The 21,820-nt window shown below is 71.7% G+C and carries 23 protein-coding genes and 1 pseudogene; 14 read left to right on the top strand and 10 right to left on the bottom strand.

The genetic code is table 11. The features are described from left to right. Window positions 1-87: 87 nt before the first annotated feature. From EIL87_RS01960 to EIL87_RS01950, 3 genes are all read left to right on the top strand, one after another. The gene (locus EIL87_RS01960; protein ID WP_125088361.1) at window positions 88-906 is read left to right on the top strand and encodes an Rv0361 family membrane protein; all 819 of its coding nucleotides are present in this window, start codon (window positions 88-90) and stop codon (window positions 904-906) included. 110 nt (window positions 907-1,016) lie between these two features. Beyond that, window positions 1,017-1,712 carry a DUF899 family protein gene (locus EIL87_RS01955; protein ID WP_125088360.1) on the top strand — a complete coding sequence of 232 codons (696 nt, stop codon included), beginning with the start codon at window positions 1,017-1,019 and terminating at the stop codon, window positions 1,710-1,712. 361 nt (window positions 1,713-2,073) lie between these two features. Then, window positions 2,074-2,385 carry a hypothetical protein gene (locus tag EIL87_RS01950; protein ID WP_125088359.1) on the top strand — a complete coding sequence of 104 codons (312 nt, stop codon included), beginning with the start codon at window positions 2,074-2,076 and terminating at the stop codon, window positions 2,383-2,385. Between the two features lie 91 nt (window positions 2,386-2,476). Here EIL87_RS01950 and EIL87_RS01945 read toward each other — a convergent pair whose 3' ends face one another. From EIL87_RS01945 to EIL87_RS01935, 3 genes are all read right to left on the bottom strand, one after another. Beyond that, window positions 2,477-2,707: a hypothetical protein gene (locus EIL87_RS01945; protein ID WP_125088358.1), complete on the bottom strand. Its 231-nt coding sequence runs from the start codon at window positions 2,705-2,707 to the stop codon at window positions 2,477-2,479. A 266-nt stretch (window positions 2,708-2,973) separates the two neighbouring features. After that, on the bottom strand, window positions 2,974-3,426 hold the full coding sequence (locus tag EIL87_RS01940; RefSeq protein WP_125088357.1) for a hypothetical protein: 453 nt from the start codon (window positions 3,424-3,426) through the stop codon (window positions 2,974-2,976). Window positions 3,427-3,487: 61 nt separating this feature from the next. Continuing rightward, window positions 3,488-3,820 carry a hypothetical protein gene (locus EIL87_RS01935; RefSeq protein ID WP_125088356.1) on the bottom strand — a complete coding sequence of 111 codons (333 nt, stop codon included), beginning with the start codon at window positions 3,818-3,820 and terminating at the stop codon, window positions 3,488-3,490. Window positions 3,821-4,191: 371 nt separating this feature from the next. Between EIL87_RS01935 and EIL87_RS01930 the strand changes: the two genes are divergently transcribed. From EIL87_RS01930 to EIL87_RS01895, 8 genes are all read left to right on the top strand, one after another. Beyond that, window positions 4,192-7,254: an amidohydrolase family protein gene (locus tag EIL87_RS01930; protein ID WP_125088355.1), complete on the top strand. Its 3,063-nt coding sequence runs from the start codon at window positions 4,192-4,194 to the stop codon at window positions 7,252-7,254. Window positions 7,255-7,345: 91 nt separating this feature from the next. Beyond that, entirely contained in the window at window positions 7,346-8,152 is an 807-nt protein-coding gene (locus tag EIL87_RS01925) for an SAM-dependent methyltransferase (protein ID WP_233575948.1), read from the top strand. 90 nt (window positions 8,153-8,242) lie between these two features. Then, entirely contained in the window at window positions 8,243-9,334 is a 1,092-nt protein-coding gene (locus tag EIL87_RS01920) for a baeRF2 domain-containing protein (RefSeq protein ID WP_233575947.1), read from the top strand. A 188-nt stretch (window positions 9,335-9,522) separates the two neighbouring features. Beyond that, window positions 9,523-10,020: a hypothetical protein gene (locus tag EIL87_RS01915; protein WP_125088353.1), complete on the top strand. Its 498-nt coding sequence runs from the start codon at window positions 9,523-9,525 to the stop codon at window positions 10,018-10,020. A 35-nt stretch (window positions 10,021-10,055) separates the two neighbouring features. Then, window positions 10,056-11,153, top strand: a complete 1,098-nt coding sequence (tal, locus tag EIL87_RS01910; RefSeq protein ID WP_199740200.1) for a transaldolase — start codon at window positions 10,056-10,058, stop codon at window positions 11,151-11,153. 20 nt (window positions 11,154-11,173) lie between these two features. After that, on the top strand, window positions 11,174-11,431 hold the full coding sequence (locus EIL87_RS01905; protein ID WP_125088351.1) for a hypothetical protein: 258 nt from the start codon (window positions 11,174-11,176) through the stop codon (window positions 11,429-11,431). Window positions 11,432-11,471: 40 nt separating this feature from the next. Beyond that, a complete protein-coding gene (locus tag EIL87_RS01900) occupies window positions 11,472-12,338 on the top strand; it encodes a helix-turn-helix domain-containing protein (protein WP_199740150.1) in 867 nt (288 codons plus the stop codon). Further along, a complete protein-coding gene (locus EIL87_RS01895) occupies window positions 12,335-12,745 on the top strand; it encodes a VOC family protein (protein ID WP_125088350.1) in 411 nt (136 codons plus the stop codon). Before EIL87_RS01900 ends, EIL87_RS01895 begins: the two co-directional genes overlap by 4 nt. A gap of 1 nt (window position 12,746) precedes the next feature. Here EIL87_RS01895 and EIL87_RS01890 read toward each other — a convergent pair whose 3' ends face one another. Continuing rightward, the gene (locus tag EIL87_RS01890) at window positions 12,747-12,965 is read right to left on the bottom strand and encodes a hypothetical protein (RefSeq protein ID WP_125088349.1); all 219 of its coding nucleotides are present in this window, start codon (window positions 12,963-12,965) and stop codon (window positions 12,747-12,749) included. Between the two features lie 319 nt (window positions 12,966-13,284). Between EIL87_RS01890 and EIL87_RS27890 the strand changes: the two are divergent. After that, window positions 13,285-13,906: pseudogene (locus tag EIL87_RS27890) on the top strand (DUF5753 domain-containing protein). A 13-nt stretch (window positions 13,907-13,919) separates the two neighbouring features. After that, window positions 13,920-14,123, top strand: coding sequence for a DUF397 domain-containing protein (locus EIL87_RS01880; RefSeq protein WP_199740198.1), 204 nt, complete (start codon window positions 13,920-13,922; stop codon window positions 14,121-14,123). A gap of 53 nt (window positions 14,124-14,176) precedes the next feature. Here the strand turns inward: EIL87_RS01880 and EIL87_RS27255 are convergent, their stop codons facing one another. From EIL87_RS27255 to EIL87_RS01860, 5 genes are all read right to left on the bottom strand, one after another. Then, entirely contained in the window at window positions 14,177-15,097 is a 921-nt protein-coding gene (locus tag EIL87_RS27255; protein ID WP_233575946.1) for an NHL repeat-containing protein, read from the bottom strand. Next, window positions 15,094-15,747, bottom strand: coding sequence for an SMP-30/gluconolactonase/LRE family protein (locus EIL87_RS27250; protein WP_233575945.1), 654 nt, complete (start codon window positions 15,745-15,747; stop codon window positions 15,094-15,096). Before EIL87_RS27250 ends, EIL87_RS27255 begins: the two co-directional genes overlap by 4 nt. Before the next feature lie 214 nt (window positions 15,748-15,961). After that, window positions 15,962-16,969 carry a Gfo/Idh/MocA family protein gene (locus EIL87_RS01870; protein WP_125088348.1) on the bottom strand — a complete coding sequence of 336 codons (1,008 nt, stop codon included), beginning with the start codon at window positions 16,967-16,969 and terminating at the stop codon, window positions 15,962-15,964. A gap of 81 nt (window positions 16,970-17,050) precedes the next feature. After that, on the bottom strand, window positions 17,051-18,376 hold the full coding sequence (locus tag EIL87_RS01865) for an amidohydrolase family protein (RefSeq protein ID WP_158628563.1): 1,326 nt from the start codon (window positions 18,374-18,376) through the stop codon (window positions 17,051-17,053). Between the two features lie 96 nt (window positions 18,377-18,472). Then, window positions 18,473-19,243: an SDR family NAD(P)-dependent oxidoreductase gene (locus EIL87_RS01860; RefSeq protein ID WP_125088346.1), complete on the bottom strand. Its 771-nt coding sequence runs from the start codon at window positions 19,241-19,243 to the stop codon at window positions 18,473-18,475. A gap of 206 nt (window positions 19,244-19,449) precedes the next feature. On the opposite strand from EIL87_RS01860, the gene EIL87_RS01855 reads away from it, so the two are divergent. Next, window positions 19,450-20,448 (top strand): iron-siderophore ABC transporter substrate-binding protein, encoded by a 999-nt coding sequence (locus EIL87_RS01855; protein WP_125088345.1) that lies wholly within the window; start codon window positions 19,450-19,452, stop codon window positions 20,446-20,448. A 148-nt stretch (window positions 20,449-20,596) separates the two neighbouring features. Here the strand turns inward: EIL87_RS01855 and EIL87_RS01850 are convergent, their stop codons facing one another. Then, on the bottom strand, window positions 20,597-21,811 hold the full coding sequence (locus EIL87_RS01850; RefSeq protein ID WP_125088344.1) for an MFS transporter: 1,215 nt from the start codon (window positions 21,809-21,811) through the stop codon (window positions 20,597-20,599). Window positions 21,812-21,820 lie beyond the last annotated feature (9 nt).

Genomic DNA, 21,820 nt, shown 5'->3' with positions numbered 1-21,820 from the left:
CTGGTCGTTCGACACGGGTGGAACTCGCAGTCCCCGTCACGTACACCTGGGGGCAGCACTTGTAAAGCCCGAACCAGGAAGGTGTTCATGACCTCTTCGCCGAACGAGCCCGGCCAGAGCGGCTCCGAGAAGCAGCCCGCTGAGGAGACCGAGACTTCGGCCCCGGAGCAGGCCTCGGAGAGCTCGACCGCAGCCGGCCACGGCGACGCCGAGTCCGGCGCCGAGCAGTCGGGCGCCGAGCAGACTGGTGCCGGGCAGAGCGGAACCCAGGACGCGGAGGGCGAGGCCAAGAAGGCCGAGCAGACCGGCTCGTCGCCCGACGCCTCCGAAGCCGAGAAGACCCAGGCCGCCGAGGAACCGGAGGCCGCTGAGAAGTCAGCGGCTGCCGAGAAGTCGGAGCCGACCGAGGAGGTCGAGGCCGCTGCGGCGCCGGAGACGGGTGCGGCCGATGGGACTTCTGAGGCGGAGCAGCCGAAGAAGAAGAGCAAGGTCGGCATGGTCGTCGCGGTGGCCGCCTCCGTGCTGGTGATCGCGGTCGTCGCCGTCGGTGCCTTCTGGCTGTTCACCGGCAACTCGGCGCAGTCGGCCGCCGAGGACTACGCGGCCCTGTCGACCAAGGAGACCCAGGACCCGCGCAGCGTGAAGGCGGACGACTACCGGTCCGTGGTCTGCAGCAGCGCGATGCCGCAGATCGAGGAGCTGCAGAAGCAGAAGGAGGAGTTCCTCAAGGTCGCCAAGCCGCAGGACCTGGAGATGCTCAAGCAGGTCAAGACGTCGGTCAAGGGCGTCCAGGAGAGCGGTGACAACGGCACCGCCACGATCGAGTCGACCGTGCCGGGCCAGCCTCCGCAGTCCGCTGAGCTCAAGCTGGTCAAGGAAGACGGCGACTGGAAGCTCTGCGCCTGATCTCCCTCTTCTCGGGGGCCGGTCGCTTCGGCGGCCGGCCCCCGATGAGTTTCCGGGGTGGGGGCGGTCGACATGGGTGACCGCATCGACACTCATCCGCGGGAGAGGTCATGACCACCACGCACGCCGTGCCGCCCGTCGTGGACGCCGACACCTGGCAGCGCGAGCTCGACGCGCTGCGCGTTCGCGAGAAGGCCGCGACCAGAGAACTCGACGCGATCGCCGCGCAGCGCCGCCGTCTGCCGATGGTGCAGATGCCCGACTACGTCCTCGAGGGCGAGTCCGGGCCGGTCACGCTGGCCGAGGTCTTCGACGGCGCGTCGCAGCTGATCGTCTACCACCACATGTGGACCCCGGGGGAGAAGTGGCAGTGCTTCGGCTGCACCGGGTTCACCGCGCAGTTCACCCGCCTGGAACCCCTCCGCGACTACGACGCGCGGTTCGTCATCGTCACCCAGGGCACGATCGAGGAGGCGGTGGCCTACAAGCTGCGCGTCGGCAACGCCTTCCCCTGGTACTCCACGGCGAACAGCTCCTTCGGCGCCGACGTCGGGGCGCCCCCGGGCGGAGAGTTCGGGCTGAACGTCTTCCTGCGCACCGGCAACACCGTCTACCGCACCTGGCACACCTCGGGCAGGGGTATCGAGCAGCTGGCGCACACGTTCGCGCTGATCGACACCCTGCCCTACGGCCGCCGCGAGGCCTGGCAGGACTCACCGCCCGGTTGGCCCCAGGGCGAGGAGCCCGGTGCCCGCTGGGCGTCGGCGCCCACGATCGCCGAGCGCTACGGAGACCCCGAAGCCTGAACACCCGGCGGCGCCCTCAGGCCTGTGCCCATAGCAGCGAAGCCGCTGTACTCAGGTGTGGGACGCAGCTCGCACCGCCGCAGGATCGTGGCGGCCGCGGCGGCAGCCGCTTCGTCAGGTGTGGGACGCAACCGGCACCGTCGCAGGGTCTGAACGGATTCGTGGCGAGTACGCTGCGACGCTGCGTGCACGAACGCTCAAGGAACGGCGCACGGAGACCACGGAGCCGCTCAGGTCCTGCCACCCGCACCGCCACGCAGAACGACCCCTCCAGAACGATGACAGCTCAGCCGGTGTGCTTGCGGCCTGTGCACTCCTCGGCCGCCAGCGTCGGCAGCTGCGTCCAGCCCGCCCGGTCGTCGTGGCGCTGCTCGAGGTCGACCAGTCCGGGTTCGTGCGCGTAGAGGATCCGGTCGGCGCCGGCAGCGCTGAGGCCAGCCGCACGCAGGTGGTGGTGTGGGTGCTGGTGGCGAAGTTGCCGCCCCAGGCGGTGAACGTCGCGTGGGACAGCACGCCGGGGTCGATGTGCTCGGCGGCGCCGACCCGCACCTCGGGTGGCGTGGTGATGCCGCACGCCACCTCGGCGTGGTCGACGTCGGGCCACAGCACCGCCGAGAGCTGGTCGGCGAGGACGATCCGCTCGTCGGTGAGTCGTCGCCCTCGTCCTCGCTGAGCTCGAGTCAACACGCTGGCGCCCCCGGTGGTGCCCGACCTGCGGTTGGGAAGGCATCGACGGAACCCGCATCTTCAACCGAGCACCACCGTCACCGGCTGGGCCTTCGTCGGCCTCGGCTGACCGACCGCCAGCCACGGGCCGTGCTGCTCCACGACGACTCGGACGCGCGGGTCTGGTGCGGCAGCGCCACCGCCAGTTCCTTCCAGTGCCGGGCGCCCAGCGCGCCGTCCGCGCTCAGCGGGATCGACTTGAGGCCGGTCGCCCTCGCGGCTTCCACGGTGAGCCGGTGCGCGGGCAGCCCTTCGCCGAGCACCGGCACGGTGACTGCGTGCCCTTCCCCTTCGCCGGCGCCCGGTACCAACCAGCGACCCCGTCCCGGTCGGGTGGGTCGTGCGGCTGTGCCACTCCGGGCCAGGAGCCGAGTGGAGCACGGGCAGCGGCTCAGCGGTGGTGAAGTCACCGCTCACAGCAGGAGGCTTGCCGGGCGGGATCGGCTGCGCGTCGGCGTCGGCGAGGACCTGGACGTGGTCGGCGAGCCCCCGGTGCGACCGGTGGTGGCGTGCTCGACGCCGCCGCCGGCGACACTCACCCCGGCGCCTGCCGGAACGGCGCGAGGACGAACACCACGACCACGCCGGTGACCAGAGGCAGCGCCGTGGCGATCAGCAAGCCGCGCTCCGGCCGCAGCAGCACCCCCCGGTGGTGGCGACGCCGCCACCGGCCGAACGCGGCGATCGCCGCCGCCAGCGCGATCCACAGCTTCGCGTCGCGCAGGGACACCTCGCCGAGGTGCGGCGTGGTCTCGCTCAGCTCGACCTTGGACAACGACGCCGGCAGGTGGTTGCCGAACGACTGCCCGCGGTCGCTGCAGGGCTTCCCGGTGTTCGGGCCCGAGGACCCCGCCGCCACCACGATCAGCACACCTGTGGCGGCGGTGCTCGCCACCACGCCCGTGGTGCGCGGCAGCGGCGAGCGCAGCAGCGCGGTCGTGAGCAGCACCACCGCCGGGCCGCGAGAGCGCCGAAGTGCAGCACCCACTTGGTGGGGCTGAACCCCAGGAGCGCCATGGCCAGGGCCGTGATGGCCGCGCTGGTGAGCATCAACGAGCGGATCGTGCCGTCGGCGGTGCGGCGGTCCGGCCCCACGCCACCAGCAGACCCACGCCGACGGTCATCAGCACCGGCAGGCGCAGGGCCCACGGCCCGGCCATGAGGGTGTCGATGTGCCGCCACTCCTCGTACCAGGCGAACGAGCCGTAGTACCAGCGGTGCACCTCCGTCGCCTCGACGACGTCGCCGAACGACGCGTCGGCGAAAGCCACGGGGACGAGGGCGGTTTCCGGCCGCGGCCAGCACCAACCCCGCCGCCGCGCCGACTGCGGTCGGCCCACCACCGCCACCACCACGGCAGCGCCGGTGCCAGCGGCGCCCACGCCACCAAGCCCGACGGGCACGGTGAGAGCCGCCCGCACGCCGCACCACCAGGTGCGGCGACCTGCGGTCGGACGTGCGCGCACGCGGCGCGGGGAGGGATGTCACTCAGTTCCGGAGGTGATCGCGAGACGACCACACCTGATCATCGACATCCGCTCACGTTCTCCGCGCTACACGATCGAGTGTGCGGAAAGGCGCGTGAGGCGCCGATTCCCGAGGAGGGGAGAGCGAGCAGGTGTCACTCGTCGGCGGATTGTGCGTCGCAGGACGAACGCGGACGATCGAGCGGTTCGCTCAGGTCGACGGCACGTCGGAGGGTGTGGCGATGACGGCGGAGGTTCCACGGTGCAGGATCACCCGGCGGAGGGCGTTGCAGGCCGGAACCGGTGCGGCGGCGCTGGCGTTCGTGCCGCGCGGTCTCGCCGCCGCGGCGGCCACCGAGGTGACGCTGCGGCAGGGGACGAACATCTGCGCCACCGCGGCGCCCGATGGACGGATCGCCTTCGACCTGGTCAACGCGATCTGGCTGCTCGAACCCGGTGGCGGGCAGGCGCGCAAGCTGACCGACGAGCTCCAGGACGCCACGCAACCCGACTTCTCCCCGGACGGCCGGAGCCTGGTGTTCCAGTCGTACCGCGACGGCAACTTCCACCTCTGGACGATGGCCGCCGACGGGTCCGGCCTGCGGCAGCTGACCGCGGGACCGGACGACCACCGGGAGCCGAAGTTCTCGCCTGACGGAAGGGCTCTGGCCTTCACCTCCGACCGCGGGGACGGCTACCAGGTCTTCGTCCTGGACCTGGCTTCCGGTGTCGTCGACCAGGTCACCCGGGACCGGCCGGACGTGTCGATGCCGAGTTGGTCACCGGACGGCACCGCGCTGGTCTACGTCGCCGGTGACACCGTCATCGAGCGCGTCGAGCTCGGGTCCGGTCAGATCAGCACCCTGGTCGACGGTGGCGACGAGGTGGAGCTGTTCGGGCCGAGCCTCGCCCGCGATGGACGGCTGGCCCACGTCCGGTTGGACGGTGCACGGCGGGACCTCGTGGTGGACGAGCGCGCGGTGACCGAGGGCGAGGACGTCTTCGGCTTCACGCCGCGGTGGGTCGGTCCGGACGAACTGCTCTACACGGCCGACGGGGTGGTGCGCCGGCGCGCCCTGTCCGGCGCGCGCAGCGAGGTTCCCTTCGCCGCAACGGTTCCCGTGCTACCACGCCGCGCCTACCGGCAGCGGCGCTCGGGGCTGAGCGGCCCGGAGGTCACCGGGGTGGCCGGACCCGTGTGCTCGAAGGACGGGGCCCAGGTGGCCTTCCGCGCCCTGAACGCGCTGTGGGTGATGCCGATCGGTGAGCCCCCGCGGCGGGTCGTCGCGGACGGGTACTTCGCCTCGGACCCGGACTTCTCACCGGACGGCCGCCACCTCCTCCACAGCAGTGACCGCGCGGGGACCGCGGACCTCTGGCTGCTCGACCTCGGCACCGGCGAGCAGCGGCGGATCACCGACGTCGCCGGAGCGGCGATCACCCCGCGGTTCTCCCGCGACGGGACCCAGGTCGCCTACCAGGACCAGGACGGTGCCACCTGGGTCGCCGCGCTCGACGGCGGCGAACCGCGCCAGCTCACGCCCCCGATGTTCCAGCCTGGTCGCCCCGACTGGTCCCCGGACGGCAAGACGCTGGTGCTCGCCGCGGTCAAGCCCTACGGGACCCGGTTCCGCGAGGGCACCAGCCAGGTCGTGCGCGTCGACGTGGAGACCGGGGCGTTGCACTACACGGAGGTGCAGCCGTTCCGGTCGTTGGCCACGCGCGGCGACGACGGCCCCGTGTGGTCCCCGGACGGCAGGCACCTCGCCTTCGTCGTGGAGTCGACGGCCTGGGTCGTCCCCGTCGACTCGTCGGGAGCGTTCACCGGGTCTCCGCGCCAGGTCACCACCGAGCTGACCGACTCGCCTAGCTGGCGCGACTCGGAACACCTGCTGTTCCTCAACGGCGGCGAGCTGCGCTCGGTGCACATCGGCACCGGCGAGGTGAGCTCGATCCCGGTGGAGCTGCGGTGGAGTCCGGCCCGGACCGCCGAGCACCAGGTGGTGCGCGCCGGAGCGGTGTGGGACGGGGTGTCGCAGGAACTGCGCCGCGACGTCGACATCGTGCTGGAGGGGGAGCGGATCGCCGCCGTGCTGCCGGCCCAGGACGGGCGAGCACAGGTCGACGCCCGGGAGCGCACCGCGATGCCCGGTCTGATCGACGCCCACGTGCACTGGCACCTGCGCGGCAGGCAGTGGGGAGACCGGCAGGGGCGCGCGTGGCTGGCCTACGGCGTGACCACGACCCGCTCGCCCGGCGACCCGGCGTACCAGATGCAGGAGACCCGGGAGGCGTTGAGCTCCGGGGACCGGGTCGGGCCGCGGTACTTCGCGACCGGCGAAGCCGTCGACGGCGGGCGGATCTACTACAACTTCATGCGACCGACCCTCAGCGAGCAGCAGCTGCGGCTGGAGATGCGCCGGGCGTCCACACTGGACTACGACATGGTCAAGACCTACGTGCGGCTGCCGGTCCGGTTGCAGCAGGCGGCCATCGAGCACGCGCACGCGCGGGGCGTTCCGCTGAGCTCGCACTACGTCTACCCGGCCGCGAACATCGGCATGGACGGCATGGAGCACACCGGCGCGACCAACCGGCTCGGCTACTCCCACACCTGCGACGAGCTCGGCCGTTCCTACGACGACGCGGTGCAGCTGTTCATCGCCAGCGGCATGTCCATCACCCCCACGTTGTTCAGCTCCTCGGGGCTCTACGCCTCCGACCGCTCGCTGATCGACGACCACCGAACCCGGGTGCTGTTCCCGCCGTGGGAGTTCCAGCGGCTGCTGGAGGAGGCCGAGACCGCGTCCGGCCCCGACGGGGAGGTCACCCGCGCGCAGCTGGCCCACCAGGTCGACATGCTGCTGCGCATCCACCGCGGCGGCGGGTTCGTCATCGCCGGAACTGACTCCCCGCTGGACAACGTCGCGATCTCGCTGCACATGAACCTGCGCGCGATGGTCGCCCACGGCTTCACCCCGCACGAAGCGCTCACCACGGCCACCCGCAACCCGGCCCGCTGGCTGGGGCTGGCAGGAGAGCTCGGCGAGATCCGCCCGGGCGCCTACGCCGACTTCACCTTGGTCGACGGGGACCCGCTCGCCGACATCGCTGCGGCGGCCGCGGTCCGCACGGTGTTCCGCGGCGGAGTACGGCACACCACCGGATCACTGCTCGCCCCGTTCGAGGTCCCCGCGTCGACCAGCTCCGCGGTCGTCACCGGTTCCCGCCGGGCCAGCCCGGAGACCGACCCCGCGCGCTGGTGGCACGAACCCGAGTGGACCCACCGGGTTTGTTGCGAACGCCCTCGCTTCGCCGGTTCCGCGCGCCGGGCACCGCGTTCCCGCTGAGGGCGGCCCGCCGAGCGGGACGCGGGCTGTGACGGACGGTGCTCGATCGGTAGCCTGGTGGCTCGGGCCAGGTGGTGGGGAGGAAGTGCTGGTGTTCCCGGAGTCGAAGCGGACAGGCGGCGAAGTGGACGTGGAGCGCCCGAACTCGGCGCGGATGTACGACTACTACTTGGGTGGGTCGACGAACTTCGAGGTCGACCGGGAGGCCGCGGAAGCCGGGTTGCAGGCGATGCCCTACGCCCGCGACTACGCGGTGGCCAACCGCGCCTTCCTGCGCCGCGCGGTGAGCTACTTGGCGAACCAGGGCATCGACCAGTTCCTCGACCTGGGCTCAGGCATCCCCACCGTCGGCAACGTGCACGAGATCGCTCACCGGCACGACCCGCACGCGCGGATCGCCTACGTCGACCACGAACCCGTCGCCGTCGCCCACGCGCGGGCGTTGCTGGACGAGAACCCGCTGGTCACCATCGACGAGGCCGACATCCGCGACCCGAAGGCGGTGCTGCGCGCCCCCGGCGTGTCCCAGATCGACTTCTCGCGTCCGGTGGCCGTGCTGGCGGTCGCGATCCTGCCGTTCGTGCCGGACCAGGACGAGGCGACCGCCCTCACCGCCGCCTACCGGGAGGCGTGCGTCCCCGGTAGCTACCTCGCCGTCACGCACATCTCGCAGCTCGCGGCCACCGACGAACAGGTCGTCGCGGCGGAGGAGGTCATGGCCCGCACGCCCACGCCCGTGCGCTGGCGTCCGCCGGAGGAGATCGCCGAACTGCTGCACGGCTACGAGCTCGTCCCGCCCGGCCTGGTCCCGACGCCGTCCTGGCACCCCGACCAGCCGCCGAGCGAGGACGACATCGCGCGCTCCAACGCCTACGCGGCCCTCGGTCGCCGGGTTTAGCCCGAAGTCCCGTCCGGGAACCTCCGGGGCACGGCCTCCGCAGGCCGGAGGCGAGTCGTGGAGCACGAACGGGGTGATGGAGCCGTGGAGATGGGTCCTCTGCAGCACGTCTACCAGCGTCCCGGTCCGTTCGTCACCGCCTACTTGGACACCTCGGGTGATGCCGAGGACGCGGCCAAGGCGATCGAACTGCGCTGGCGTGCGGTCCGCGAGGGGCTGCAGGAGCAGGGAGCCGACGACGCCGACCTGACGGCGATCGAGGAGCACGTGCGCGAGCACCGCGCCCAGACCGGTCAGCGCGGGCAGGTGCTGGTCGCCGAGGGCGGTGAGGTCGTGCTGCAGGACGAACTGCCCGCACCGCCCACCGACCTGCCCGCCGAGGAGCAGGCCTACGTCGGACCGCTGCCGCACCTGATGCCCTACCTGCGGCGGTGCATGACGAAGGTGCCGTTCCTGATCGCCGACGTCGAGCACACCGGCGCGGACCTGACGCTGGTGCGCGGCCCGGGTGAGACCGACGAGATCCGCGTCGACGGCGAGCAGCACCCCGTGCACAAGACGCGCAGCGGTGACGAGGAGAACCACCAGCGGTTCCACATGGCCGTCGAAGAGCGGTGGAAGCGCAACGCCGAGGCGACCGCAGGCGAGATCACCGAGCGCGCTCGCAAGATCGGCGCGCAAGCCGTCGTGCTGACCGGCGAGGACCAGCAGCGGTCCTTGGTGCACGCACTGCTGGGGGACGCCCAGGACCTGGTGGTGGAACCCCAATCTCGGCAGGTCTCCCGGGAGGAGCTCCGGCAGGAGATCACCCGCGCGGTCCACGCCGCGCAGATCTCGGAGGTCGTCGAGGAGTTCCGGCGGGAGGCGGGCCGCGGCGGGCGCGCGGTGGAGGGATGGCAGGACACCGTCGAGGCGCTGCGCCGCGGGCAGGTCCGCACCCTGCTGTGGACCACCGACGACGACCACGCGGGCGACCTGCACATCGGCGCCGGCCCGATGGAGCTGGCCGCCGACGAGCGCAGCATCAAGGAGACCGGTGGCGAGATCATCGGCGACGTTCCCGCCAGCGCCGCGGTGGTGCGGGCCCTGGCCGGTGCCGACGCGGGCCTGGTGATCACCGATCCGGACGCCGTCGACCTGACCGGGGGGATCGGCGCGGTCCTGCGCTACCGGGCGGCGTGATGCGCGCTGATCGCGCGGTGGCCTCGTTCGACTCGGCCGCGGCATGCTCCGCGCTGTCGAGCTTCCTGCCAGCTCAGGACGTCCCGTGTGGGGCGCGGCCCCGCGCGGAGCGGTGCCGGTGATCTCGGCGCTGCTCGGAGGCCCGAACAGTCCGTCGCCCGCCGAGCGCGCGGAGCGTCAGCGAGGCCGTGCCGGCTGGCTACGTCGACGCCGACGACCTCGTGGACTGGGCGGTCGACCGGTACCCGTGCCGTCGTCACCCGGTGGTGTTCGTGGGCGCCTCGCACGGCGCCCTGGTCCACCTGGCCGCCGCGTTCGACCCGCCGTGGCTGCCGCAGACGCTGGTCGCGGTCCGGCGCAGCGGTGTGGACCTGGACGACCCGGTGGCCGAGCTGGAAGCGGGCCGGGAACCGGGTCACAGCTGCTGCGGACCCACTCGGACGTGGTGCTGCGCCACGTGCACGACCCGAACCGGAACCGGCTGGTGCTCGGCGGCATGTCGCTACTCCCGGCTCACGGCGCGGCGGCTCCCGGTGGCCGACTTCGCGGGGGTGGCCCGAGCCCGCCGCGAGCTGACATGGGTTCCCACCGCGATGCCGGCGATGTCCTTCCGCGAAGCGGAGTCGGAGCTCCGCGGACCGAACACAAGCCTGGGGGGATGCATGCCTCGCGCCCCGAACGGGTAGGCGGGGAAGAGCCCCGATTCGGGATTGGAGGACACCTGGTGGCCAATGCGAACCTCAAGGCGCTGAGCGACCTCGGTGTGTCGATCTGGCTGGACGACCTGTCGCGCCGGCGGATCAAGACCGGGCACTTCGACGAGCTCATCAAGGACTACGGCCTGGTCGGCGCGACCAGCAACCCCACGATCTTCGCCAACGCGCTGTCGAGGGAGACCGAGTACGACCAGCAGGTCGACGAACTGGCCAGGGCGGGAGCGAGCACCGACACCGCGGTCCGCACGATCACGACCGACGACGTGCGCGACGCCGCGGACATCTTCCGCACCGTGCACGATCGGACCGGTGGTGTGGATGGCCGGGTGTCGTTGGAGGTGGACCCGCGGCTGGCCTACGACAGCGACAAGACGGTCGCCGAGGCGATCGACCTGTGGAAGACGGTCGACCGGCCGAACCTGATGGTCAAGATCCCGGCCACGGAGGCGGGTCTTCCGGCGATCACGAAGGTGATCGCCGAGGGCATCAGCGTCAACGTCACGCTGATCTTCTCCGTCGAGCGCTACCGGGACGTCATGGACGCCTACCTGGCCGGGCTGGAGCAGGCGAAGTCCAAGGGGCACGACCTGGCGAGCATCGAGTCGGTGGCGTCGTTCTTCGTCTCCCGCGTGGACGCCGAGGTCGACAAGCGGCTGGACGCGATCCAGGAGAACCACCCGCTGCGCGGTGAGGCCGCGATCGCCAACGCCCGCCTGGCCTACGCCGCCTGCCAGGAGGTCTTCTCCTCGGAGAAGTGGAAGGCGCTGGAGGCCGAGGGAGCTCGGGTGCAGCGTCCGCTGTGGGCCTCGACCGGGGTGAAGGACAAGTCGTACTCCGACACCCGCTACGTCGACGAGCTTGCTGCGCCGAACACCGTGAACACCATGCCGGAGTCGACGCTGGAGGCCGTGGCGGACCACGCCGACGTGCGCGGTGACCGGGTGACGGGCATGGCCGCGGAGTCGCAGCGGGTCTTCGACGACCTGGCTGCGGCGGGGATCGACCTCGACGACGTGTTCAAGGTGCTGGAGGAGGAGGGTGTCGAGAAGTTCGAGAAGTCCTGGAACGAACTCCTCGACACCGTCAGCGAACGGCTCTCCTGAATCCACAGAGGAGGATGAGGATGTCTGACCCCGTGGAGGCTTCCACGCCTTCGCCGAACGAGACCGAACCCGACCCGCAGGACCCGGAGGACCCGGGCAACCTGCAGTCGGCGGAGGGCCTCGACGAGGACGAGCTCGGCACCGACCCGCTGGAGCGCGGGGTCGAACCGCCCGAGGGTTGGTCGAGGACGACCGCGGAACGGCCCACTCCGCGCGAGCAGCGCGAGGGTCGCACCCTCGACGAGCGCATCGCCGAGGAGCGTCCCGAAACCGACTGATCATCGGCAGGTCATCGGTGGCGCGTGGATGATGGGACAGGTGACCGAGCTGGACCAGGGGGAGTGGCGGTTCGTCGAGAGCGGACGGCTGGTGCCCGAGGCTGTCGTCTCCGCGGTCGGCTACACCTCCCACCTCCGTCGCCCGGTCCTGCACCGAGGTCTGCCGTCCCCGGCCCTGACCTTGGTGCTGACCTTCGACGAACCGGTCACCTCCGGGTTCGAACCCACCGGCGAGGACGCCGGCAGCAGCCACCTGGTGCTCGGCGGACTGCACACCAGGCCCGCCTACATCGCCCAACCGCGGGTCCAGAGCGGCATCCAGCTCGCGGTCCGGCCCCTGGCGTTGCGGCAGCTGTTCGGCGTTGCCGCCGGTGAGCTGCGGGACCAGGCTGTCGACGCGCGCGCCGTCCTGGGGGAGGGCGCGGAGGACCTGCGCCAGCGGCTCGCCGAGCTGACCACCTGGCCCGAACGCTTCGCCGCTCTGGCCGCGTACCTGCGTGCCGGCGCCGACCGGGTCACCGCAGGTCCGCGGCCAGAGGTCGTCGAGGCGTGGAAGTGGATCGCCTGGCACCGCGGCACCGGCTCGATGAGCGCGCTCGCCCGGCACGTCCACCTCGGTGAACGCCAGTTGACCTCGATCTTCAAGGCCGAGCTCGGCGTGACCCCGAAGGCCGCGTCGCGGTTGATGCGCTTCGAGCACGCCCGCCAGCGCATCGCCCGGACCGTCCGCGAGGCGAGCTCGCTCGACCTGGCCGCGGTGGCGCACTCCTGCGGCTACTACGACCACTCGCACCTGGTCCGCGAGTTCCAGCAGTACGCCGGGTGCAGCCCCACTCGCTGGATCGGGGACGAGCTCCGAAACATCCAAGCCGGAGCCGGTCAGCCGGCGCAAGAATTCCCGGTATGACCACGACGCCGAGAACCAGGCCCGCCCCCACGGTGTGGCCAGCCCTGCAAGCCCACGACGCACCCGCGCTCATCGATTTCCTGGTGAACACCCTCGGATTCGTCAAGACCGCCGCCTACACCGACGGAGACCTGGTCGCCCACGCGCAGCTGGACTGGCCGGAAGGCGGCGGCATCATGCTCGGTTCCTACAAGCCCGACCACGACTGGTCCCGTCAACCGGGCACAGCGGGCATGTACGTGGTGACCGACGACCCGGACGCGCTCTACGAACGGGTGCGTGCCGCGGGAGCGGACATCTTCCGGGAGATCGCGGACCAGGAGTACGGCAACCGCGAGTTCTGCGTCCGGGACCCTGAGGGGAACCTCTGGTCCTTCGGCTACTACCGCGGCGAACCGCGCCCGTGAATCATCCCTCCTTGAGCCGGGAGTGGCACTCGGCGCAAGTGGGGAAGAAGATCCAGTCGAGCTCGCTGGGCTGGGCCATGCCGACGAGTTCGCCGCAGACCGTGTCGGCGGAGGCGAGCCCATCCCAGCGGACTCCGCGGAACGCGTGCCGCACGCCGCCCGGTAGCTCCTCGTTCGGTATCGGAAGCCAGTAGTGGCGTTGCGCCTGCTCGGGCAGCATCCGGGTCCTCCCGCTCGTGATCAGCTTTAGGTGCAACACAGCGGACGGCAATTGCAGTTCGCTAGTTACCCCAACGGGCGATCTGCTTGATCGTCGATGTGGAACTCGTGCAAGATCCAGCTCCATGTCGAAGACGTGGCCGGCGGTCCGGCGGGTGCAGGTCGGGTTGATGCGCCGCGCGATGCGCGAGCGCTCCGGCGTGAAGTCGAAGGAGATCAACGAGACGCTCGACTAGTACGTCGGCAAGCTCCAGAAGGTCGAATCCGGCAATCTCACGGTCTCCGCGGCGGAGGTCAACGAGCTCGTCCGCCTGTACGGGGTGGAGAACCGGAACGAGGCCGACCGGCTCCGGGCTCTCGCGAAGGAGACCCGCCGCCGAGATCAGCCGGCCCGAGTCCCGGACTGGGCCGCGACCTACGTCGCCTTGGAGGGTGCGGCAGCGCAGGTCAAGCACTACGACCCGGAAGTCGTCCCCTCGATCTTGCATACCGAGTTCTACCCGACTGCCGTCCTCTCGAACCCGCTCGACGACAGCCAGAACGTGGCACCAGCGGTCGCGGAGCGCGTGGAGCGGGCCGAGCGCGCGCTGAACGAGCCGTGCTCGGGGAGGCCGTGCTCCACCGGCAGGTCGGCGGGAAGCCGGTGCTGCGAGACCAGTTGCGGCACTTGCGCACAGTGCCGCGCGGCCGAACGTGACCTTGCAGATCCTGCCGTTCGAGGCGGGCGAGCACGTCGCGCTCGGCTCGTCGTTCCGGTTGCTGCACCTGGACGAACCCGAGGCCACCTACGTCTACGTCGAAGCGCTGACGAGCGGCGACTACCTGGACAAGCGCACCCACACCGACCGCTACGTCACGGCTTTCGATAACCTGCGCATGGTCGCAGCGTCCGACCGGGCGACCGTGAAGATGCTGGACCGCAGGATCAAGGAGCTGACCTAGTGGAGTGGTGATCATGCCCCTGGCCTCGCCCATGTCGAACTGGCGCACCTCGAGCTTCAGCCAGGGAGCGGAGAACTGCGTGGAGGTCGGACGCACCTCCGATGCCGGAGCGGCCGTGCGCGACACCAAGGACCGCGCCGGCGGCCACTTCACCGCCACCGCTCCGCAGTGGCAGAACTTCATCGCGGCGCTCAAGACCGGTCGCTTCGACCGCTGACCCGCGCACGAGGAACGCCCTCGCCGCAGCGGGGGCGTTCCTCGTGCCCGGCTTCAGGATCCGCCCGTGAGCCGGAGGACCGTGCCCTCGCCGTCGGCGGCGAGGAGGAGCGCGCCGTCCGGGGTGGTGGCCAGGCCGGCGAACGGGCGGGGCCTGGCCGGTGGGAAGAGGGTGGGTGCCGGAACTTCCCGGACGAGGCCGGGTGGCACGCCCACCGGGAGCGAATCGGCTTCGACCCTCGTCGCTGGCGTGGTCAGGTCGACCGCGAGCAGGCGCCTGCGGCCGACCTCGACGACGTGCAGCGCGTCGTCGAGCACGGCGATGCCCTGCGGCTGCTCCAGGCCGTCCACCACGGTCACCGGGAAGTCCTCCTCGAGGCGGACCACCGCGCCCAGGTGGTCGTCGGAGGCGTAGCAGCAGCCGCGGACATCCACGGCGACGTCGACCGGGCGCGGCAGGTGGGCGATCGTGGTGAGCTCATCGGCCTCGTCGACGTGCACCACCCGGCCCGCACCGGTTTCCGCGACCAGCAAGCCGGTGCCGGTGACGGCGATGCCCGTCGGCTCGGACAACCCCTTCGCGCGCAGCCGCACCTCGCGGGTGCCGGGGTCGAAAGTCCGGACGTCACCGAGCATCGAGGTGATGTGCACCAGCCCGCCACCGGCGGCGACACCGTGGCTCGCCCCTCCCGCGACCGACTGGACCAGGTCGCCCGTGACGAGATCGCCGTCGGCCAGCCGGAAGTGGTCGCCCGCGTAGACCCGTCCTGCCTCGTCGGCGGTCACGCCGAACGGGCCGAGGAGGCCGCGTCCCACCACCGCCCGCGTGCCGTGCGCGTCGACCTGGGTGACGCCGCCGCTGCCGTAGCTGGACACCAGCATCCGGTTCTCCCGGTCGAACGCCGCGTTGTCCATGCCCGCCACGGCGGTTTCGACGGTGCTGCGGCGCCCTGTGTCCGGATCGATGCGCGTCACGACGCCCTCGGGGCCCGCGAGAGCACCACCAGGGTGCCGTCGTGGTCGAAGCGCACCGCGACCGGCTCGTGCACGTCGTCGGCGACCTCCTGCGGTGCTCCGCCGTCGGGCGAGACCCGCCAGACCTGCCCGGTCATCATGTGCGGGTAGTACAGCGACCCGTCCGGCCCCTGCTGCATCGCGTTGCCCATCGCCAGCCCCTCGGCCAGCACGACCAGTCCACCGGTGTCCGGGAGCAGTTCGACCACGCGCCCTCCGGGGCGCATCTCGTTGACGAAAACCCGGTCGCCGACGCAGGTGATCCCGTTGGGCGCGCGCACCTCCTCCGACAGCAGTGTGAACTCGCCGTCCGGGGAACGCCGCCACACCCGCTGCGGGGTGAGGTCGGCGATGTACATCGACCCGTCGGCGCCGAAGGCCACGTCGTCCGGCGCTTGCACCGGTCCGCCGGCCGGGACGACGACCTCCACCGCGCCCGTGGTCACGTCGACGGCGCTGATCTGCCCGGCCAGGAACTGCGCGACGTGCAAGCGTCCGTCCGGGCCGAAGGTGATGCCGTTCGAGCCCCACAGCGGGCTCGGCTCGGTGAGCCTGCTCAGCCGCCACCACTCGCTGCGCGGCTCGCCGAAGCCGGGGGAGCGCGTGGTCACCGTGCGACCGGGGCCTCGACACCCCGGACGCCGATCCGCAGGGCGGGGAACCCGAGGCGACGCCCAGCGCCGTCACATCCCAGGTCCGACGCGCGTCCGGAACCGGTGCGCCGTCGACCGACCTCGATCACCGCGAGCTCGACGGCCTCGTGCACAGGCATCCCCTCGTAAGTCGTATGACTTAAGAACGGTACCAAGGGGTGCCCCGCCGGGGTCAGGACGGGACGGCCCCGCGTTGCCTGACCCGCACCGCGGTCTGCTGGACGGCCTCGACCAGACGGGCGGTCTCGCGCGCGCTCCGCAGCCACTCCCGCTCCTCCTCCGCTCCCCGGGTCTCGCGCACGGCCGTCGCGAAGGAGGCGAGCGATGCGCGGAACTGGTCGGCGCCGTCGAGGGTGAACTCCTCGCGGTGGTCCTGCTCCTCCAGCAGCAGCTGCGGGCGGTGCTCGGCGGGCGGCGTGAACGCGCGCTCCAGGCTCAGGTGCGCGGCGTCTCCCCACAGCGCGTAGCGCGAGCGGTAGCTGTGCTGGAAACCGAACTCGAGGTCGGCGAAAACCCCGTTCTCCGACACCAGCAACGCGTGCCCGGCCATGTCCACACCGGTCTCGGTGTCCACCCGCAGCGTCGCACCGGCGACCGTCAGCCCGTCGCCGAGCATCAGCTGCGCGGCCCGGATCGGGTACACGCCGACGTCGAGCAGGCACCCCGCGCCCAGGGCGGGGTCGTAGCGGATGTCGCCCGGCTTCGGCGGCGGCACGCCGAACGCCGAGCTGAAGGTGCGCAACCGGCCCAGCCGGCCGCGTTCGAGGAGTGCACGCACCACGTCGTGCTGCGGGTGGTGCAGGAACGCGAAGTTCTCCCGCAACACCAGTCCGCGCTCGGCGGCCAACGCCACCAGCGCGTCGGTCTGGTCGGCCGACACCGTCATCGGCTTCTCGCACAGCACGTGCTTGCTCGCCCGCAGCGCACGTTCGGCCCAGCCGAAGTGCAGCGAGTTCGGCAGCGACAGGTACACCGCGTCGATGTCCGGGGCGTCGACCAGCTCCTGGTAGCTCAGGGCGGTCCCACCGTGCTCGGCGGCGAACCGCTCGGCCCGCTCGGTCGTCCGGCTGGCCACGCCGACGACCTCGGACCCGTCGATCTCGCGCAGTGCGGGCAGCGCCCGCCGCTCGGCGATCGCGGAACAGCCGAGCACACCCCATCGCACCCTCAACGCGTCCATCAGCCGCAGCCTAGAGGAAGCGGAGGAGATCGCGCGGGAACCGCACGAGTCCGGTCGCGCCGGGAGACCGGCCGGCGCCGATCACTCCGGAAGCGCCTGCCTGACCGCCACGAAGCTCGAACCGGACTGATCCCGTGGTGTGCGGTCGATCCGGTGCCCGTTGCGCCAGACCACCTCGATGTCCCGGACCGCACGCACGTCGCGGGTGGCATCGCCGTTGACCAGCACCATGTCCGCGCGTCGGCCGGGTTCGAGCACGCCTCGGTCGTGCAGGCCGAACCGGTCGGCCGGAGCGCCGGTGGCCGCCCGCAGGGCTGCTGTCGGCGGCAGACCGGCGTCGACCAGCAGGCCGATCTCGGAGAGCAGGCTGGCACCCCGGGCGACACCCCGGTTGCCGAGGTCGGTCCCGGCGAGCACCGTGACACCGGCCCGGTGCAACGCACCGATGTTCGCGGAAGCGGCTCGGAAGATCTCCGGCATGCACTGGACACCGTCGAGGCTCAGCCCGTCCCGCTGCTCCTGGGAGAGGAGCGGCGCGATCAGCGGGTCGGTGAGCACCTCATCGGCTGCGCCGGCACAGCCGATGCCGTTGAAGACGGACAGCGTGGCGATGACGAAAGCGCCGCTGCGAGCCGCGACCTCGAGCGCCTCGTCGCTGAGCGGGTCGCCGGGTACGTGCGTGAGGCCGTCGGCGCCGGCGCCCAACGCGGCCGCCGCGTCGCGCTGCGTCGTGGTGTGCACGACGCAGCGGGCGCCGCGCCGGTGCGCGGCGTCGACGGCCCACGCGACCTGCTCGTGGGTCAACGTGGGCATCCGCTCGTCGCCGTAGAGGCTGCCGTCCTCGCGGACGACCTTGACGTGGTCCGAGCCCTCGGCGAGCCGGTCGGCCACGAACGCGTCGATCCCAGCTCGGCCGGCTTCCGGGCGCAGTGTCGGGATCGGCCCGAACTGGGTGCCGTGCCCGCCGGGCACGGTGAGCAGCGTGCCCGCGGACCACAGGTCCGACAACGCGTTCGGCGCGGTCGACTCCCGCAGCCGCTTGTACGGGCCGAGCTGGTCCAGGAAGCCGAACATGTCGAGCTCGGTGGTGGTGCCGAAGCGCGGCGCGTCCGCGCTCAGCGGCGCGTGGATGTGCGCGTCGACCAGCCCGGGCAGCAGCGTTCGGCCCCGGCCGTCCACGACTTCGAACCCGCGCGGCACCACCGGCTCCGGGCCGACGGCGAGGACGTGCGCCCCCTCGACCAGGACGGTCGCGCGGCCCAGCGCACGTCGGCCGTCGAAGACCTGCGCCCCCACGCCGGCCGTGAGCCCGCGACCGGCCGATGCTGTGGCCGTTCCCGCGGTCGCCACCGACGCGGCCGCCGCCGCCAGCGCGGTGCGTCTGCTGATCCGAGCACGAGCGGACACCGAGCACATGATCACCACCCCCCCAGTCGCGCAACATCGCTGCGACCAGGGAACCACCACGGTCAAGAGCACGCACAGGATTCCACTGTGGAGGGTCTACTGGTGGGTGCCGCCGTCGACCCGGATCTCGGTGCCGGTGATGAAGGCCCCGTCGTCGGAGGCGAGCATCGCCACGACGCCTGCCACGTGCTCCGGTGGCGCGAAGCCGCTGCCCAAGGCGGGGGAGAGCTTGGTGAACAGGTCCCAGTCGGCGTCGGCCGGGAGCTTGTCGCCGGTGGTCTCGGTGATCCCGCTGCGGATTCCGCCGGGCACCAGAGACACCGCGCGCAGACCCTGCTTGGCGTACTCGAGCGCGATGGCGTGGGTGAAGGACTGGATGCCGCCCTTGCTGGCCGCGTAGGCCGCCATGTAGGGGTGGGCGAAGTTCGCCGATGTCGAGCTGAAGTTGATCACGACACCGGCGCGGGTCGCCAGCAGTGCCGGCAGCGCTGCGCGGGTGACCAGGAACGTGCCGGTGAGGTTGACGGTCAGGATCGTGTTCCACAGCTCCAGCGAGCACTCGTGGGTGCGCGCCGCGTGCAGCACGCCCGCCGCGTTGACCAGCACGTCCAGCCCGCCCAACTGCTCTGCGGCGGCCGGGACGGTGGCGTCGACCGCGTCCTCGTCGGCGATGTCCAGCGGCAGCGTGCCCAGTCGGTCGCAGGTGCCGGCCTCGCCCGCCAGTCGGGCGGTCTCCTTCAGCCCTGTTTCGTCGACGTCGGTGGCGAGCACCCGAGCGCCCTCCTGGAGCAGGCGCAGCACGCTGGCCTGACCGATCCCCGACGCTCCGCCTGTGACGAGCACGCGCTTGCCGTTGAGCCTGTCCATATCGCGTCCCTCCGCAAGCCCGACCGGACCCTCGTGAAGGTCAACGCGCGAACCGACCGGAAGTTGCTCGGCGAGGTTTCCGGAGCGCGGCCGTCCGGACAGGACGAATGTGACGAACGTCGGTGGCGCCGGGTGCTTCCCGGTCTGGACTCCCCCGCGGAGCGCCGGTTAGGTTAGGCACGCTTAACTAGCTGTGAGGTGGGGAAATGCGCCGGACACGCGCTCTGCGGATGATGATCGTGGTCGTGTTGGGGATCGTCCTGGCCGGGTGCGGTGCGCCCGGTCCCGGGTCGGACCAATCAGCCGGACCTTCGGCCGACGGGCAGTTCCCCGTGACGATCACGACCGCGTTCGGCGAGGTCACGGTTCCCGAGCGGCCCCAGCGCGTGGTCGCCCTCGGGTGGGGCGATGCCGAGACCGCGCTGAGCCTCGGCGTGCAGCCGGTGGGTGCCGCCGATTGGCTGCCGGTCGGCGGCGACGGCGTCCCGCCGTGGGTCCCCGCCGACAAGCGCTACACCACGCCGCCGACGATGCTCGGCACGATGGAGGTCGACGTCGAGGCAGTCGCGGCCCTCGAGCCCGACCTCATCCTCGACACCCGCGCCAGCGGCGATCCGCAGCGCTACGACCTGCTCTCCCGGCTGGGCGTGCCGGTGGTGAGCATCCCGCCCGGGGGTGAGTCGTACCTGACCACCTGGGACCGGCAGCTCGACATGGTCGGCAAGGCCCTCGGCAAGTCCGCCGAGGCGGCCCAGCAGAAGGCCGCCCTGGAGGCGAAGTTCCAGCAGGCCGCTGCGGCGCACCCGCAGTTCGCGGGCAAGACCGCGGCCGTCGGCGCGAAGATGGTCGGCTCCTACGGCGCCTACGTCAACGGCGGATCGCGTCTGGAGTTCGTGGAGCGGCTGGGCTTCCGCCAGTCTCCGGCGTTGCAGGCGCAGGCCGGCGACAACTTCTTCATCAGCGTTTCCCCGGAACGCGTGGACCTGTTCAACGCCGACCTGACCGTGCTGTTCCCGATCGGGCTGTCCGCCACCGAGATCGACCGCGACCCGCCGGTCCAGGCGGTGCCCTCGGTCCGCGAAGGGCGAGCCGTGGTGCTGCACGACGAGCAGGTCGCCCAAGCCTTCTCGGCCGGGACCGCCGGAGGCATGTCCTACGCCTTGGACGAGGTGGTACCGCTGATCGAACGAGCCCAGGCAGGCTGACCCGCTGCTCCACGGCTGGAGGCTCCGCCTCGGCCGGGACGGACAGGTCACGCGCAACTCCCTCGTCCCGGGGAGGGTGCCGGTCCCGAGCGGTTCGGGCGCTGCGGTGGGACTCTGCTCGGACGAGACGACCGAGCGCCTGACCGCATCAGCGCGCTCGGGGAGTTCTGGCGGTCGTGCGAGGTTCCGCTCGCTTGACGGGGACCAGTGGGACCGCGAGCAGGGCGCAGGCGCCGGCCGCGGCGAACGCGATCGGGTAGCCCGCCGCTGCGATGAGCGTTCCCATGATCGGCGGGACGGCGGTCGCGGTCAGGGACTGCCCGGTGTTCTGGGCCCCCATGGCCCGGCCGCTCCAGTGCGGGCCCGCGATCTCGGCCACCGCGGTGAAGGCCAGGCCGTTGTGCGCCACCGCGATGATCGAGGCGACGATCATGAACGACAAAGCCAGGGGAGTGCCGGAGAAGGCCGCCAGTCCGCCCATCGCGAGGGCCGAGCCGAAGGCGAAGTGGCGGATCGGGCGCAGCCGGTCGCCGATCCGGTCCGACCAGACGCCTGCGCCGACCCGGCTCAGCGCGCTGATCAGCTGCGTGGTGCCGACCAGCGCGCTGGCCGCCGCGGTGCTCCAGTGCTGCGTGCTGATCAGCCAGACCAGCATGTAGGTCCACGCCGTCTGCTGCGGCACGGTCAGGGCGATCGAGACGCCGTGGATGCGCAGCAGCCGCCGGTCCCCGCGGTAGGGGTTGTCGCCGCGCCCGGTGGTGGGCGATCCGTGCACCGGAGGCCGCGGCGGGTCGACGATCAACCCCGCCACCAGGACCGCCGCCACCGCGCACACGGCGGCCACGGCCAGCATCGTGACCGCGAGGCCCTCCGCCTCGACCAGGTTCGGCACCAGGACCGCGGTGAGCCCCACCCCGAGCGGCTGCGCGGTCTGCCGGATGCCCATCGCCAAGCCGCGGCGTTGCGGGGGGAACCACCCCGAGACCACCCGGCCGCTGGCCGAGTTCGAACTGGCCCCGGCCGCCCCGCCCAAGAACAGCAGCACGGCCAGCAGCACCAGCGACCCGGCCAGCGCAGCTGCCGCCGCGCTGAGGGCCAGCATGCTCAGCCCGACCAGCAGCGAGATCCGCTCGCCGATCCGGTCGACGACCGCACCCCAGATGATCAGCGTGCACATCGTCCCCGCCAACGGCGCCGCGGCGACCAGGCCCGCCTGGGACAACGACAACCCGCGCTCGAAGTGCAGGTTGGGGATCAGCGCAGGTGCGGCGTTGGTGAAGACCGTGGCGGCCAGCTGGGCGAACATCGAGACCGCCAGCATCAACCACCGGTTCGGCACGCGAGTGGACGGCGGAACGAGCATGGCCCGGAC

This window comes from Saccharopolyspora rhizosphaerae, from assembly GCF_003931915.1.
Lineage (GTDB): Bacteria > Actinomycetota > Actinomycetes > Mycobacteriales > Pseudonocardiaceae > Saccharopolyspora > Saccharopolyspora rhizosphaerae.
This window is presented reverse-complemented; position numbering and strand designations above follow the sequence as displayed.